Genomic DNA, 15867 nt, shown 5'->3' with positions numbered 1-15867 from the left:
GATCGGCGGCCCGTTAGTGTATGTCGCGCGAAGGGCTGGCACCTTCGCTGATATCGGGCAGCTTGCCCTGGTCCTTGCCGTCCGCCGGGCCGCCGATCAGCACGAAGCGCCGGTCGCAATAGCCACAATCGACATACCCATGCTCGTCGATCTGCAACCACACGCGCGGATGGCCGAGTGCGGCACCGCCGGGAATGTCGGTGGCGCCGTCGCAGGCGACGCGGGGCTGGCTGACATGGGTGATTTCGAGCGGCGGGTGCATGGGCGCATCCGATAGCAAGTGCGGCCCCCGCCGCCAATCCCGTACTTGGCGGATCGCGTCGCGGGGCCTATCGCGCGATCATGACCGAAGCGGCGATCTCGATCCAGAACCTGTCCAAGACCTATGCCGGCGGCAAGCGCGCGCTGGACGGCGTGTCGTTCGATGTGCCGCGCGGCCAGATATTCGGTCTGCTCGGCCCCAACGGCGCCGGCAAATCGACGCTCATCAATATCCTGGCGGGCCTCGTCAACAAGACGGACGGTGCGGCCTCGATCTGGGGCTTCGACATCGACCAGCACCCGCGCAATGCGAAGGTGTCGATCGGTATCGTCAATCAGGAAATCCTGTTCGACCCGTTCTTCACGCCGATCGAGACGCTGGAGATCCAGGCCGGGCTGTACGGGGTGCCCAAGGCGCAGCGACGGTCGATGGAACTGCTGCGCGCCGTGCATCTGGAGGACAAGGCCAATGCCTATGCCCGCACCCTGTCGGGCGGCATGAAGCGGCGGTTGATGGTGGCAAAGGCCATGGTCCATTCGCCGCCCGTGCTGGTGCTGGACGAACCGACCGCCGGCGTCGATATCCAGCTGCGCCAGCAGCTCTGGGAATATGTCCGCTCGCTCAACGAGGCGGGCGTCACCGTCGTGCTGACCACGCACTATCTCGAAGAAGCCGAGCAACTGTGCGACCGGATCGCGATCATCAACCACGGCAAGGTCGTCGCCAACGAACCGACCCGCGAACTGGTCGGCCGCGCGCAGGAGAAAGTCGTGGTGGTCACGGTGGACCGCGATCTGGACGCGGCGCCCGATGCCGGCTGTTTCGACAAGGTCGTGCTGAAGGGCAACCGGATGCTGGAGATCACCTATAACAAGGCCCGCGTGAACGCCGGCGAAGTGCTGGCCGCCGTCACCCGCGACGGCCTCGGCATCGTCGATGTTTCGACGCGCGAGGCCGATCTGGAGGATGTGTTCCTCAACCTCACGCGCGCCTTAGCCTGACCGGGAGCGTCGCGGGCCGCCCTTCGCCCTCGCCGATGCGGCGGGCCGGACAGCGATCGCGCCCGCGATCAGGATCGCCGGCATATAGATGAACGAATTGAGCGTCGCATCCGCCATCGCCAGCAGCACGATCATCGCCAGCGGCAATTTCTCGTCATCGGCCGCCCACGCGGCATAGGCGCCCCGCCGCCACAGGATCGCCAGCGCCGGCGCGATCACGGCGCCGAACGCCAGCAACACGCCGATCAACCCGAACTGCCCGACGATCAGCATCGCCAGACCCCATGGCCGGGTGCCGAACCGCCGGAACCAGTCCCACTGCGCCGCCCCCTGCAACGGCGCGTCGTGGATTGCCGACAACACCTTCGTATCCTGCGATATCCGCCAGGTGAACGACCCGCGACCGATCCCGCGCATCGTCCCCAGAACCTCCTGCCCGAACGCGGTATCGCGCGCGATATGCTGAAGCGGCACGATCCCGCTCAGATGCGCGGCGGCGACCACCGCGATGACGGCGATCCCACCGGCCAGCAACGGTTTGAAGAACGCCCGCGACCGCACCACCAGAAACACCAGCCCGACGATCAGCAGCAACAACGCACCGACCGATTGGGCCGCGAACGCCATCACCGTCAGGATCGCGGCGGGCACCAATCCGCGCTGCCCTCTATCGTCCTCCGCCTGCCCGAACGCCAGCCACAGCGCCGCCAGCGCACTCAGACAAATCCAGATGCCATATTGATTGCCGTTCTCCAGCAGACCGAGCGGCCGATAGCCGACATACCGCTCCATCCCATCGGTGCGGAACGGATGCGGCCCATAGATTGCGTCATACACGAACGGTCCCACCGACGATTCCATGATCGCCACCGGCACCAGCGCCAGCCCGGCCCACATCTGCGCACGCAGCAGCGCCAGCCGGTCGTCCGTCGTCGCGATCCAGATTCGCCCCAGCAGCCACGGCAAACCCCAGCATCCGGTGACGTACAGACATGCCACCAGCGGCGATGGCGACGGTGTCGCCGCGAACATCCCGTCGATCAGCGGCCACAGGCACCACACCGCCATCGGCAGATCGATCCAGTGCGGGCGCCACCGCGATACCCGGCGCCGATCGAACACCACCCCCCACAACAACGCCGCCACCGCGACCACCCACGCCTTGGTGACGAGCATGTCCGACGGCAGCGCCGTGCCGACGATCCACCACGGCAATCCATCGGTAGCGTCCGGGGGATAGCGTCCCACCGGCAGCAGCATCCACCCACCGAAAAAGACAATCAGCATCGCGGTCCGCGCCGGCAACCGCAGGAACGGCAACGCGGCAATGGCAACGAACAGGGCATAGATGGCGTAGAGCAAAATCGATATCCGTTGACGGCGGGGCCTCGATACCGCGCGGCAAACGGGCTAGGCGGACGCGTGCCGCAGATCAATTGGACGCAGACCGCCGGCCTGACCGGTTTCGCCCTCGCCGCTATTTTCTGCTGGCGCGCCGCCGACCGCCAGCGGGGGCCGTGGCGGATGCTGGCGATGTTCTACGCGCTGCTCTGCGTCGAACTGGTCGCGAACACGCGGCACACGTTGTTGCGGACGATCGGCGGGATATTCGGCCTTGGCAGCTATTACATGGATCGCCGCCCGGTCCAGCTTGCCGCGCTCGCGATCCTGGTCGGACTTGTGGTCTGGCTCGCATGGCGGACGATGCGCACCGCCGCGCGGCGACCGGGCGTCCGATCCGCCAGGATCGTCGCGCTCGCCGCCACCAGCCTGTTCGCCGCCGAGATCGTCTCGCTGCATCAGATCGATGCCGTGATGTATCGCCGGATCGGCCCGGTCATGCTGATCGGCTGGCTATGGCTGGCTTGCGGTGTCTGCGCCGCGATCGTCGCGGTCGGCGCGCGGCCGGCACGGAAACGACGATCACGATAGCCACTATTGGGCTTTCAGGGCCGATTTGGCCGAATCGGCCCATTCCGGGACGGGTCAAGCCCTTTCACCATTTCCCTTCACGATGATCGCGACGATTTTCGCCATTCCTGTTCCGTTCCGGGATTCAACGGTCCGGCAATTGGCTGGATCACCCTGTTGTCCGCTCTCTATTCAGAACCGGTCGGTTCCATCTGGAATCGTCCGGAGTAACCGTGCGTTGGCGATAAATATCAATTGGTGGGGCGTCGCGGTGCTGAGTCTGCGGGGAGCCGATGGATGGTCGCCCGCGCACGAAGTCAGCCGGGGCAACGTCGCCGAGATGATTTCCCTCGCCCTGTCATGGCCCGAAGACGAGCAGTCCCGCCTATTCCTCACCATCGAACAGCCGAGCCGCCGACTGTCGTGGACGAAGATTCAGGAACTGGCCACGAGACCCGACTTCCCGGTCTTCATCTGACAGTCTTCATCTGACAAGCGTCCGTGGTTCGATCGGCCGTGCATGGCATGCGATCGATGGTCGTTTCGGGTTTACCGTGAATCCGCCATAATCCACGCATCTCTTTGCTGCGCTAAGTCGTATCTTCGACCCAATAGCGGGGAAAGAGAGATCTTGAGCGCGTTTTCGATGGCATCGCCGGGACCATCAGGTACCCCACGACCGATCGCGGATCCCGTCACGACCGGCCTTCATGTGCGCGCCGATGGCGCCTGGATCGACCAGCATTCGCGGTGCATGCCGGCGTTCGATGACACCGGGCCACTAACCGTGCTGGTCGCACTGAAGATCTGGGACAGCTTGGTGCGGATGCATCCCGGCGCCACCGACGCCCTGATCGCCCAGGTAACGGAGCTTGCCTCCCACCACGGCCGCTGGTGCACGTTGTACGGCCTGCGCGCGCTGGCGATCGAGGCGGATGGCACGGTCTGATACCGGCCCCCCGATAATCGCGACCACCGCCGCTGTCCTAATCGCGTGGTTCATGCCACACCGCCGCGCATGTTTGCGCAATGCCCAGATCCGAACCGCCCGAACCGCCCGACCCCCGGTTTCCCTCGATGAGCGCTCCTGTGCATACGGCCGATGTCCTGATCGTCGGGTCCGGCGCCGCCGGCCTCACCGCCGCGCTCAATCTCGCTGATCGGTTCACGGTAACGGTGCTGGCCAAGGGTGCGCTGAACGAAGGATCGACCGCCTGGGCGCAGGGCGGGATCGCCGCCGTGCTGGAGCCGGGCGACACGTTCGACAACCATGTCGAGGACACGATGGTCGCCGGCGCCGGGCTGAACGACCGCGCCATCGTCGAATTCGTCGTCGAACGCGCCCCCGCCGCGATCGAGCGCCTGCGCAAGCTGGGCGTCCCGTTCGAGACCGAGGGAGACGCGCTGCACCTGACGCGCGAGGGCGGCCATTCGCACCGCCGCATCGTCCATGTCGCCGACGCCACCGGCTGGGCCGTGCAGGAAGCATTGCAACGCGCAGCCGAGGCGCATCCCAACATCACCCTCGTCCCCGATCAGGTCGCGATCGACCTGGCCACCAGCCGGCACGAGGAGCGCTACTCAGGCGCCGGCAATGTCTGGGGCGTCTATGCGGTCGATCGCCGCTCGGGCAAGGTCGCGCTCTACACCGCCCGCGCGACGATTTTGGCGACGGGCGGGGCGGGCCGCACCTATCTGTTCTCCACCGCCCCGCGCGGCGCGACCGGCGACGGCATCGCGATGGCGTGGCGCGCCGGCGCGCGCGTGTCAAACATGGAATTCATGCAATTCCACCCGACCTGCCTCTACAATCTGGAGGTCAAGAACTTCCTGATTACCGAGGCGGTGCGCGGCGAGGGCGGGCAGTTGAAGAACCCGAACACCGGCCACCGCTTCATGCCCGATCTCGATCCCCGGGCCGAACTGGCCCCGCGCGACATCGTCGCCCGCGCGATCGATGCGGAGATCAAGCGCTACGGCCTCGATTACGTCCATCTCGACATCAGCGACCAGTCGCCCGACTTCATCCGCCACCATTTCCCCAACATCCACGACAAGTTGCTGGGTCTGGGCATCGACATGACGAAGGAGCCGATCCCCGTCGTCCCCGCCCAGCATTACACCTGCGGCGGTATCGTGGTGGACCGCGACGGCCGCACCGACCTGCCCGGTCTGTATGCCGCAGGCGAGTGCACGCAATCCGGCCTGCATGGCGCCAACCGGCTCGCGTCCAACTCTCTCCTCGAATGCTTCGTGTTCGGCGAGGCGGCGGCCGAACACATCGCCGCACACTGGGATGCGCTGCCCCCCGTCCCGCCGATCCGCGTCTGGGACGAAAGCCGCGTCACCGATTCTGACGAAGAGGTGGTCATCAAGCAGAACTGGACCGAAATCCGCCGCTTCATGTGGAATTACGTCGGCATCGTCCGCACCACCAAGCGGCTGCAGCGCGCCGCCAGCCGCATCAAGCTGATGACCGACGAGGTCGCGGATTATTACGGCCATTTTCGCGTCACGCCCGACCTGATCGAACTGCGCAACCTGCTCCAGACCGCTGACCTGATCGTCCGCTCGGCGCTGCACCGCAAGGAAAGCCGCGGCCTTCATTACACGCTGGATTACCCGGAAAAACTGGCCGAAGCGGCCGATACGATCCTGGTTCCCTGACCCGCGACTCGGATCGGCGCGGCGTTGCGGCATTTCGCCGCAGCGACCGCCGTCGTCTGTTTCGCTCGTCGCCAGGAAGGATAAGGTCGGGCAAGCGGTACGGGTGCCCAATTTGATGTTGTTTCCTAAGGTGGCGGTTCCTCTCCTGTTGATGCTCGCGGCGTGCGGCTCGTCGTCGCGCCCCGGCGCCAGCAGCCCCGCGCCGCAGGCACAGGAACCGCGAGCGGCGGTGTCGATCACCGTACCGCCGCCGATCGCCCGCCCCACGGGCAACATCCCCCGCGCGCTGCAGGCCAGCATCGAAACGCTGGCCCGCAATTTCGACGGTCGCGCCGGCATCGCCGTGCGCGCGGTCGACGAGGGCTGGACGGTCGAGGCCGGCGGGCGCCAGCGCCTGCCCCAGCAATCCGTGTCGAAACTATGGGTCGCGATCACTGTCCTCGACCAGCGCGACCAGGGCAAGGTCAGGCTGGACCAGCCGATTACCGTGCTGCCCACCGACCTGACGCTGTTCCACCAGCCGATCGCCTATCTCGTCGCCAAGACCGGCCGGTTCGACACCACCGTCGGCGGTCTGCTGACGCGCGCCCTGACCCAGAGCGACAACACCGCCAACGACCGGTTGCTGACGCTGGTCGGCGGGCCGGAGGCGGTGCGCCGGATGATCGCGGCCAAGCGGCTGGGCGATATCCGGTTCGGCCCCGGTGAGCGCATGTTGCAGGCGGGCACCGCCGGCCTCGTGTGGCAACCCGCCTTCGCGATCGGCAACGGGTTCGAGATCGCCCGGTCGCGCCTGTCGCCGGAGGCCCGTGCCGCGGCGCTCGACCGCTATGTCGCCGATCCGCCGGACGGCGCCGCACCGCTGGCGATCGCCGACGCCATCTCCCGCGTCGCGCGCGGTGAGTTGCTGTCGGAAACCTCGACGCGCATCCTGCTCGACACGATGGGCGCGTCGATCACCGGCCGCGCTCGCCTCCGCGCGGCGATCCCCGCCGGATGGAAGATCGCGCACAAGACCGGCACGGGTCAGGATCTCGGCGGTCGCAACGCCGGGTTCAACGATGTCGGCCTGCTGACCGCCCCCGACGGTCGCCGCTATGCGCTGGCGGTGATGATCGGCGACACCCGCCGCCCGATCCGCGAACGCCAGATGCTGATCCAGAATGTCGCCGCCACCGTCGCGAGCTATGCCGGCAGCCACCCCGGCAGCGCGTTTGCCTCGACGATCGCGAACTGAGCGGGACATACGCCTTGTGAGGTGAGGGCTTATGGCTTGGTGCGCCCCCGCGAACCGGCTACATCGCCAGGCACCATGCCTCATCTCTATCTCGTCGACGGCTCCGGCTATATCTTTCGCGCGTACCACCGCCTGCCGCCGCTCACCAACGTGCATGGCGAGCCGGTCGGCGCCGTCTATGGCTACACCACGATGCTGTGGCGCCTGGCCGATGAGGTCCATGCCGCGGAAGGGCCGACGCATATGGCGGTCATCCTCGACAAATCGTCGAAGACGTTCCGCAACGACCTGTACGACCAGTACAAGGCGCACCGCCCGCCGCCGCCCGAAGACCTCGTCCCCCAGTTCCCGATGATCCGCGACGCCACCCGCGCCTTCTCGCTGCCCTGCATCGAGACCGAGGGGCTGGAGGCGGACGACATCATCGCCTGCTATGCCAAGGCCGCGCTGGCGCAGGGCTGGTCGGTCACGATTGTGTCGAGCGACAAGGATCTGATGCAGCTGATCGAGCCGGGCCTCGACCTCTACGACACGATGAACAACCGCCGCCTCGGCGCGGAGCATGTCGCCGAGAAATTCCACGGCATTGCCCCCACCCAACTGGGCGACGTGCTCGCGCTGATGGGCGACAGCGTCGACAACGTCCCCGGCGTCCCCGGCGTGGGGCCGAAGACCGCCGCCAAACTGATCCTTGAGCATGGCGATCTCGAATCCGTCCTCGCCGCCGCTGAGGGGATGAAAAAGGGCAAGCTGCGCGACAACCTGATCGAACATGCCGATATGGCCCGGCTCAGCCGCGAACTCGTATCGCTGCGCTGCGATGTCGCGCTGCCAGAGCCGCTGGAGGACCTGGAGCTCAAGGGCATTCCCGACGCGCCGATGCGTGCCTTTCTCGAACATCACGGCTTCCGCTCGCTCCTGACCAAGCTGGGTCAGGTCGCCGATGCGCCCGTGCCTGCCCCGGCGTCGGCGCCGATGGAGGAAGACCCGCCCTGCAACCTCGATGAATACGAGACCGTGCAGGATCTGGACGCGCTCGACCGCTGGATCACCATCGCCCGGCATCAGGGCTGGATCGCGGTCGACACCGAAACCAGCTCCACCGATGCGACGCAGGCCGAACTGGTCGGCGTCAGCCTGGCGCTGCACCCCAACCTCGCCTGCTACATTCCGCTGGGGCACGGCGGCAACGATCTGCTCGCCGAGGTGCCGGTGCAGATCGACGTCAAGGCGGCGCTGGCGCGGCTGAAGGAGCTGATGGAGGACCCGTCGGTCCTAAAGATCGGCCATAACCTGAAATTCGACATGATCGTGCTGGGCGAACGCGGCATCGACGTCGCGCCGCACGACGACACCATCGTCATGAGCTTCGATCTCGATGCGGGTCTGCACGGCCACGGCATGGATGAGCTCGCCGCCACGCATCTGTCGCACAGCTGCATCGCGTTCAAGGACGTGGTCGGCACCGGCAAGTCGCAGCGCGGCTTCCATGAAATCGACCTGAAGACCGCCACCCGCTATGCCGCCGAGGATGCGGACGTGACGTACCGGCTGTGGAAACGCTTCAAGGCACGCCTGCCTGCCGAGGGCGCGACCCGCGTGTACGAGATGGTCGATCGCCCGCTGATCCCCGTCATCGCCCGCATGGAACGGCGCGGCATCATGGTCGATCGTGAGCGGCTCGCCGGCCTGTCCGCCGAATTCGCCGGCCAGATCGCCGGGCTGGAAACCGAGGTCCACGCCCTCGCCGGCGGCCCGTTCACCATCGGCAGCCCCAAGCAGCTGGGCGATGTGCTGTTCGAGCGCATGGGCCTGAAGGGCGGTCGCAAGGGCAAGTCCGGCGTCTATTCCACCGACGTGACCGAACTCGAACGGCTCGCCCGCGACAAGGACGCGCCCGGTGTCGATCTGGTCCGCAAGGTGCTGGAATGGCGCCAGCTGTCGAAGCTGAAAAGCACCTATACCGATGCGCTCCAGGCGCAGATCAACCCGAAGACCGGCCGCGTCCACACCTCATACAGCCTCACCGGCGCGCAGACCGGCCGGCTGTCGTCCACCGAGCCCAATCTCCAGAACATCCCGATCCGCACCGAGGTCGGCCGCCAGATCCGCGACGCCTTCGTGGCCGAACCCGGCAACGTCATCCTCGCCGCCGACTATTCGCAGATCGAACTGCGCCTCGCCGCGCACATGGCCGACGTGCCGGCGCTGCGCGACGCGTTCGCCAACGGGGACGACATCCACTCGCTCACCGCGCAGGAACTGTTCGGCGAGGTCAACCGCGACACGCGCGGCCGCGCCAAGACGATCAACTTCGCCATCCTCTACGGCATCAGCCGCTGGGGGCTGGCCGGTCGGCTCGACGTGACGCCGGACGAGGCACAGGGGATGATCGACCGCTATTTCGAACGCTTCCCCGGCGTGAACCGCTACATGGCCGACACGCTGGAGGGTGTGCGCGAGCGCGGCTTCACCGAGACACTGTTCGGCCGCAAGACGCACTTCCCGCGCATCAAGTCGAAAAACCAGGGCGAACGACAGGGCGCCGAACGCGCCGCGATCAATGCCCCTATTCAGGGCACCAGCGCCGACATCATCAAGCGCGCGATGGTCCGCATGGAACCCGCGCTTGACGCCGCCGGCCTTGGCCATGTCCGGATGCTGTTGCAGGTCCACGACGAACTCGTGTTCGAGCTGCCCGAGGGCGACGTGGCGGCGGCCAGCGTCGTGATCCGCGACGTGATGGAAAGCGCCGCGACGCCGGCGGTGACGCTGACCGTGCCGCTCGGCGTCGAAATCGGTACCGGCCTCAGCTGGGGCGCCGCGCATTGAACCATGCTCGACATGGCACAGGCGGGCGATCGACACGGTCCGCCAGCCATCATGCCTCCCCGGCGGAGGCCGGGGTCCAGTTGGGGGACGCTGGTGATACCTTACAAGCGCCATCCCAACTGAACCCCGGCCTCCGCCGGGGATGTGCTGGTTTGGCGGGGATGACGTCTTCCCCACCCCGACAAGCCACCCCCCAATGACCCCCACGAAGGACATCGACGCCCTCGCCAAGGGCGGCCGCACCAACATCGCCGGCTTCGCGCTGCGCCTGCTCGCCCGCATCCCGTTCCTGTTCATCGCCGGCCGCTTCTATGGCCCCGATCTGGTCGGCCGTTTCGCCATCGCGGTGGTGGTCGTCGAACTCGCCGCCCTGCTCGCCACGCTCGGCATGAAGCGCGGACTGGCGCAGGCCTTGGCGAAGGCCGATCGCCCGCACGTCCATGTCGTGTGGGATGCGATGGCGCTGGCGCTGGCCGCCTCGCTGATCGCTAGTGCGGTGCTGTGGTCGATGCCGCAGCTGCTCTATCCCAACACGCCCGTCACCGGGCTGGATCGCTGGCTGGCGCTGGTCGTCGTCGCCATCGCGTGGTCCGACGTCAGCCTCGCCGCGCTCGCCTATCGCCTGAACGTAAAGGCGGCGGTGACGGCGCGGGCGGTGGTGGAGCCGTGGACGATCTCGATCGCGGCCTATGCGTTCTCGTTCTTCACGATCCGCGACGGGCTGGTCCTGTCCTATGTCGCATCGATGAGCGCGGCGCTGATCGCCAGCATGGTGCCGTTCCTGCGCTCCTATGGCCTGCCGCATGGCTGGTCGCCGCGCCTGCGCGAACTGGCGCGGCTTGGCTGGGTCAACGCGCCGCTCGCCGGTGCGGACGCGCTGGAATGGGGCAGCCGCAACGTCGATCGTTTCATTCTCGGCCTACTGTTCGCCCCCAGCGTCGTCGGCATCTATTACATGGCGCAACAGGTCGCCTCCCTGCCGCAGAAGCTGAAGACCAGTTTCGATCCCGTCCTCGGCCCCGTCATCACCCGCGCGCTGGCGGCGGACGACCGGCCGGCGATCGCCGAACAGGTGCGCCAGGTCGCGTTCTGGATCATCGCCGCGCAGCTGCTGCTGGCGCTGATGGGCTCGATTCCGGGTAAGGCGGTGATGGGCGTCGTCGGCCCGCAATTCGTCGCTGGCACCGCCGCGCTCGCCTTCCTGCTGGCGGGCGAGGTCTTCGCCTCGACCGGATCGGTGTGCGAAACCGCGCTCGTCTATGTCGCGCGCCATCGCAATCTACTCATCTCCAGCATCATGCTGGCCTTCCAGATCGGTCTCAGTTTCGCGCTCGTCCTGCTGATGCGCGGCTGGGGCTGGCCACCGACATGGCAGGCGGCGGGGCCGGCGGTGGCACTGGCGACCAGTCTGGCCATCACCTCGATCGTCAAGGCGTCGTTGCTGCGCCGCCTGCTGGGCGCGCCGGTGTCACCGCTGCGCTGGCCGCTGGTTTGGGCCGGGCTGGCGGCGATCGTCGTGGGCGGTGCCTTCACCGCCCTGCCGCACGAATATGAATGGGCGGAGCTGCTGATCGGCGAACCCGCGCTCGCGGCGACCTATCTCTACATCCTGTGGAAATGGGCCTTTCGACCAGCCGACCGCGCCCTGTTCGGCGGGACGGACAAGGCGGCGGGGGCGACCCTGCCCAACGTCGGGTCGCCCGTTAGATAGCAGAAAACGGGAAGTCAGCTAAGCCGTTGTTATTGTTTTACATTTATAAAACAAGGGCCGGTTTAGGCCTCACTTTCCCCTAACTTTCCGGCTCGCTCAATGCCGGAAATGGCGCATCCCCGTGAACACCATTGCCAGCCCGGCCGCATCCGCGGCGGCGATCACCTCGTCGTCACGGATCGATCCGCCCGGCTGGATCACCGCCGTCGCCCCCGCCTCGACCGCCGCCATCAGGCCATCGGCGAACGGGAAGAACGCATCCGACGCCACCGCCGACCCGGTCGTCCGCGCCTCTGACCAGCCGGCCTTGTCCGCCGCGTCCTTCGCCTTCCACGCCGCGATCCGCGCCGACTCCAGCCGGTTCATCTGCCCCGCACCGATCCCGGCGGTGCTGCCGTCCTTGGCATAGACGATCGCGTTCGACTTTACATGCTTGGCCACCGTCCAGGCGAACCGGCAATCCGCCAGCTCCCGCTCGGTCGGCGCCCGCTTCGTCACGACCTTCAGCTCGCCCAGCCGACCGCCATCGCGCGACTGGACCAGCAACCCGCCCGCGATCGACTTGATCGCCAGCCCCGGCCGCCCCGCATCGGGCAGGTCGCCCGACACCAGCAGCCGCAGGTTCTTCTTCCTCGCGAACACCGCCCGCGCATCGGCATCCGCCGCCGGCGCCACGACCACCTCGGTAAAGATGCCCGCGATCGCCTCGGCCGTCGCGCCGTCCAGCGGCCGGTTGCAGGCGATGATGCCGCCGAAGGCCGACACCGTGTCGCACACGAACGCCGCCTTGTACGCCTCGATCAGCGTCTCGCCGCTCGCCACGCCGCACGGGTTGGCGTGCTTCACGATCACCACCGTCGGCGGCCCGTCGCGGAACTCCGCCACCAGCTCCAGCGCCGCATCGGCGTCGTTCAGGTTGTTGTAGCTGAGTGCCTTGCCCTGCACCTGTTCGGCCTGCGCGATGCCGCGGGCCGATGGCCCCTGCGGCAGATAGAGCGCCGCCGACTGATGCGGATTCTCGCCATAGCGCAGCTCGTCCGCCGCCCGCGCGAAGGCGAGGGGCAGCGTCTGCGGGAACTGTTCGCCCTGATCGGCAAAGGCGAACCACTGCGCGATCGCCGAGTCATACGCCGCCGTCGCCGCGAACGCCTTGGCCGCCAGCCGTCGCCGCGTCGCCAGCGTCGTGCCGCCCGCCTCTACCTCGGCCACCACGTCGGCGTAATTGGCCGGGTCGGTCAGGATCGCGACGAACGCGTGATTCTTGGCGGCGGAGCGGACCATGCTGGGACCGCCGATGTCGATGTTCTCGATCACCTCATCCCGCTCCGCCCCCTTCGCGACGGTCTGCTGGAACGGATAGAGGTTCACCACGACCAGATCGATCGCGCCGATCGCGTGCTCGGTCATCGCCGCGACATGCGCGGGGTCGTCGCGCACCGCCAGCAAGCCGCCGTGCACCATTGGATGCAGCGTCTTCACCCGCCCGTCCATCATCTCGGGAAAGCCGGTCAGCTCGGATACGTCCTTCACCGGAAGGCCGGCGTCGCGGATCGCCTTGGCGGTACCGCCGGTCGACACCAACTCGACCCCCGCCGCCGCCAGCGAACGGGCGAGATCGACGATGCCGGTCTTGTCCGACACGGACAACAAGGCGCGGGTGACGGGGACGGTATCGACGGTCATGATGATCTCCCCCCTTGGCCGATCGGGCGGCAAGGGGCCGGGGTGGGCGTTATCTGCCCGCGCCCATAGGCGTCCTGGCGCGTCGAATCAAAGCGCGCGCTTCAGCACCCAGCTGATATGCGCGCCGCCCGCCGCCGCCTCGCCACCCACGACCAGTTGCTGAATCTCGATCGGCCGCCCCTCGCCGTCCATCCACACGCTGTCCTCGATGCCCAGCGTCCCGCCCCGGCAGCGGAATTGCCACATCGCCCCGCCCGGCAGGCGGAGCAGCGCCGCCTGCCCATCGGCGGTCGGTGACACCTCGACCCCACGTCCCAGATGGAACCGCAGCGCGAATTCAGTCATGTCCGCCCGCCGCTTGCGACCGGCGGGCAGCAACGCATCCTCGCCGCGAAGCTCGCGCCCGTCGCCTGTCAGCATCAACTGGCGACGGTGCAGGAAGCCCCAACGGCGGACATAACCGTCATGACTCGCCTCGATCCGGCTGGCCGCTTCCGACTCCTGCCGCGACAGTTCGACCTGCGCGACGCCGCGGCCCAGCGTGCCATCGGCATGGATCGCGGTGGAGTTGCTGTCGCCCAACGTCAGCGTCGAATGCGCGGCCGTGGAGCGCAGCCCTTCCAGCAGTTCCGCCGGCATCGCCGCATGCGCCTCGCGCGCGCCGCCGCAATTCACCACCAGCCGCACCGGCCCGTCGGAGAATTCGAACGCCAGCGTCGACGCACAGCCACCCGTCACGACACGCGCGACCGGCGGCGGCGCGGCATCGACGATCAGCACCGTGCTGCCCGCCGCCAGCCGCTGATATCCCCAGTCACGCGACTGGCGCAGCGGCCGGGTGCGAATACCGGTGGCGCGGATCACCGCCGCGACATGCTCGGCGGTCGCGGGGCCGCCGCCCTGCCAGCTCGACAGCATCTGATCGCCGTGCAGGCTGCCCAGCAGCGCCGGCATCGCCCGCGCCATCGCCGCCATGACCGGTTCCGGCAACGCGATGCCGCGCGCCTCGTACGCCGCGCGCAGCGTCGCCAGCAGCATCATCGTGTCGAGCAGCATCGCCGGGCTGCGCGACACCGATCCGCCATCGTCCAGCAGCCCGCTGCCGATCGCGCGCGCCAGTCCCGCCTCGCCGAACGCCAGCCGCGGCTCACCGCCGGGGATCAGCAGTCCTGCCGCGACGACGCCGCACCACGCCGCGATCCGGTCCGCGCCCGGCGCCGCCTTGTCCGCGCCGCGATCCAGATGCCGCGCCCCGCGCGCCAACGTGTCCAGCACCCGCGACCGATAGACCAGATCGTCCGACGACAGGATCAGCGGCGCATGGGCGGTCCAGTACAGAATGCGCCGCCCCCACAGGTCAGGCGCCCAGGCCGGCCCTTCGACCTTGTCTGCATGCACCGCCAGCCACTGTGCCATCAACCGCTCGGCGATCGGCGATCCCTGATCCCGCGTCGCCACGCTCGAAAGGTCGCGCAGCCAGGCGAAGCTGTGCCAATATGCCGCGAACGGCGTCCCCCAATCCGCCTGCGCCGGATCGAACGTGTCGAGCGACCGCGTCTCGCCCCGATACGTGATCCGCCCCGCCAGCAACGCCAGCCCGCGCGGCACATCGCCCATCACCGGATCGTCCGGCACCGCGATCAGCTTCAGCGGAAACCGCCCATTCAGCCGCATCGTGTGCAGCGGCGTGCGCCAGGTCAGCTTGTGGAACGCATCGGCCAGGCGATCGGCCAGCGATCGGCCCTTGTCGGCACCGACCGACATCAGCCAGTGACCCTCATCGATGCCCTGCACCTCGGGATCGACGGTCACAACACCGGCCTCGGTCTCGTCTATCGGGCGATGCTCACCCACCGTCGCGCCCGTTACCGCCCCCATGACCCCGCAGCGCCGCGATGTTGGCCGCATAGGCGGACGGGCCGCCCCGGAACACCGCCGTCCCCGCCACCAACGCGTCCGCCCCCGCCGCGATGCAGCGCGGGGCGGTTTCGGGGTCGACGCCGCCATCGACCTCCAGATCGATCGCCCGCCCGCTGGCGTCGATCATCTTGCGGATCGCGGCGATCTTCTTCAGCTGGCTGTCGATGAAATGCTGGCCGCCGAAACCGGGGTTCACGCTCATCACCAGCACCAGGTCGACCATGTCGATCAGGTAATCGAGCATCTTGGCCGGCGTACCGGGATTGATGACGACGCCAGCCCGCTTGCCCAGCGACTTGATGTGCTGGATCGACCGATGGATATGCGGTCCCGCCTCGACATGCACGGTGATGCAATCCGCCCCCGCCTCGGCAAAGGCATCGAGATAGCGGTCGACCGGCGCGATCATCAGGTGGACGTCGAACGGCTTGGTCGTGACCGGGCGGATCGCCTTCATCACCGCCGGCCCGAACGAGATGTTGGGCACGAAATGCCCGTCCATCACATCGACATGGATCCAGTCGGCGCCCGCCTCGTCGATCGCGCGCACCTCCTCGCCCAGACGGGCGAAATCGGCGGAGAGGATCGATGGGGCGATGCGGACGGGCTGCATGCCGACGCTTTCTATCACCGCCTCCGCGCG

13 protein-coding genes are annotated in these 15867 nt (G+C 67.6%); 8 read left to right on the top strand and 5 right to left on the bottom strand.

All coding sequences use genetic code 11. The annotated features are described in order from the left end of the window. Positions 1 to 13: 13 nt before the first annotated feature. On the bottom strand, positions 14 to 262 hold the full coding sequence (locus tag ASG67_RS11720; RefSeq protein WP_056530595.1) for a zinc-finger domain-containing protein: 249 nt from the start codon (positions 260 to 262) through the stop codon (positions 14 to 16). Between the two features lie 80 nt (positions 263 to 342). Between ASG67_RS11720 and ASG67_RS11715 the strand changes: the two genes are divergently transcribed. Next, entirely contained in the window at positions 343 to 1263 is a 921-nt protein-coding gene (locus ASG67_RS11715; RefSeq protein ID WP_056530130.1) for an ABC transporter ATP-binding protein, read from the top strand. On the opposite strand, the gene ASG67_RS11710 is transcribed toward ASG67_RS11715, so the two are convergent. Further along, positions 1255 to 2625, bottom strand: a complete 1371-nt coding sequence (locus ASG67_RS11710) for a hypothetical protein (protein ID WP_056530128.1) — start codon at positions 2623 to 2625, stop codon at positions 1255 to 1257. The two genes, ASG67_RS11715 and ASG67_RS11710, sit on opposite strands and share 9 nt — an antisense overlap. Before the next feature lie 60 nt (positions 2626 to 2685). On the opposite strand from ASG67_RS11710, the gene ASG67_RS11705 reads away from it, so the two are divergent. The 7 genes from ASG67_RS11705 to ASG67_RS11675 all read left to right on the top strand — a co-directional run bounded on the left by ASG67_RS11705 (position 2686) and on the right by ASG67_RS11675 (position 11621). Further along, positions 2686 to 3195, top strand: coding sequence for a hypothetical protein (locus ASG67_RS11705; protein WP_056530125.1), 510 nt, complete (start codon positions 2686 to 2688; stop codon positions 3193 to 3195). A 25-nt stretch (positions 3196 to 3220) separates the two neighbouring features. Beyond that, entirely contained in the window at positions 3221 to 3652 is a 432-nt protein-coding gene (locus ASG67_RS18915) for a hypothetical protein (protein WP_156460776.1), read from the top strand. Between the two features lie 153 nt (positions 3653 to 3805). Beyond that, entirely contained in the window at positions 3806 to 4123 is a 318-nt protein-coding gene (locus tag ASG67_RS11695; RefSeq protein WP_156460775.1) for a hypothetical protein, read from the top strand. A gap of 128 nt (positions 4124 to 4251) precedes the next feature. Further along, the gene (gene nadB / locus ASG67_RS11690) at positions 4252 to 5841 is read left to right on the top strand and encodes an L-aspartate oxidase (RefSeq protein WP_056530116.1); all 1590 of its coding nucleotides are present in this window, start codon (positions 4252 to 4254) and stop codon (positions 5839 to 5841) included. A 115-nt stretch (positions 5842 to 5956) separates the two neighbouring features. After that, entirely contained in the window at positions 5957 to 7078 is a 1122-nt protein-coding gene (locus tag ASG67_RS11685; RefSeq protein WP_200940791.1) for a serine hydrolase, read from the top strand. A 75-nt stretch (positions 7079 to 7153) separates the two neighbouring features. Then, positions 7154 to 9910, top strand: a complete 2757-nt coding sequence (gene polA / locus ASG67_RS11680; RefSeq protein WP_056530113.1) for a DNA polymerase I — start codon at positions 7154 to 7156, stop codon at positions 9908 to 9910. Between the two features lie 196 nt (positions 9911 to 10106). Continuing rightward, positions 10107 to 11621: a lipopolysaccharide biosynthesis protein gene (locus ASG67_RS11675; protein WP_056530110.1), complete on the top strand. Its 1515-nt coding sequence runs from the start codon at positions 10107 to 10109 to the stop codon at positions 11619 to 11621. 96 nt (positions 11622 to 11717) lie between these two features. On the opposite strand, the gene purH is transcribed toward ASG67_RS11675, so the two are convergent. The 3 genes from purH to rpe all read right to left on the bottom strand — a co-directional run bounded on the left by purH (position 11718) and on the right by rpe (position 15837). Continuing rightward, entirely contained in the window at positions 11718 to 13304 is a 1587-nt protein-coding gene (gene purH, locus ASG67_RS11670) for a bifunctional phosphoribosylaminoimidazolecarboxamide formyltransferase/IMP cyclohydrolase (protein ID WP_056530107.1), read from the bottom strand. Between the two features lie 87 nt (positions 13305 to 13391). After that, complete coding sequence (locus tag ASG67_RS11665; protein ID WP_235535192.1) at positions 13392 to 15068, bottom strand: heparinase II/III domain-containing protein; 1677 nt, start codon at positions 15066 to 15068, stop codon at positions 13392 to 13394. A gap of 82 nt (positions 15069 to 15150) precedes the next feature. Next, the gene (gene rpe / locus ASG67_RS11660) at positions 15151 to 15837 is read right to left on the bottom strand and encodes a ribulose-phosphate 3-epimerase (protein WP_056530586.1); all 687 of its coding nucleotides are present in this window, start codon (positions 15835 to 15837) and stop codon (positions 15151 to 15153) included. Between the last annotated feature and the right edge of the window lie 30 nt (positions 15838 to 15867).

The organism is Sphingomonas sp. Leaf339 (assembly GCF_001426195.1).
GTDB lineage: Bacteria > Pseudomonadota > Alphaproteobacteria > Sphingomonadales > Sphingomonadaceae > Sphingomonas.
The sequence above is the reverse complement of the archived record's forward strand: the minus strand, read 5'-3'. Positions and strand labels throughout refer to the sequence as shown.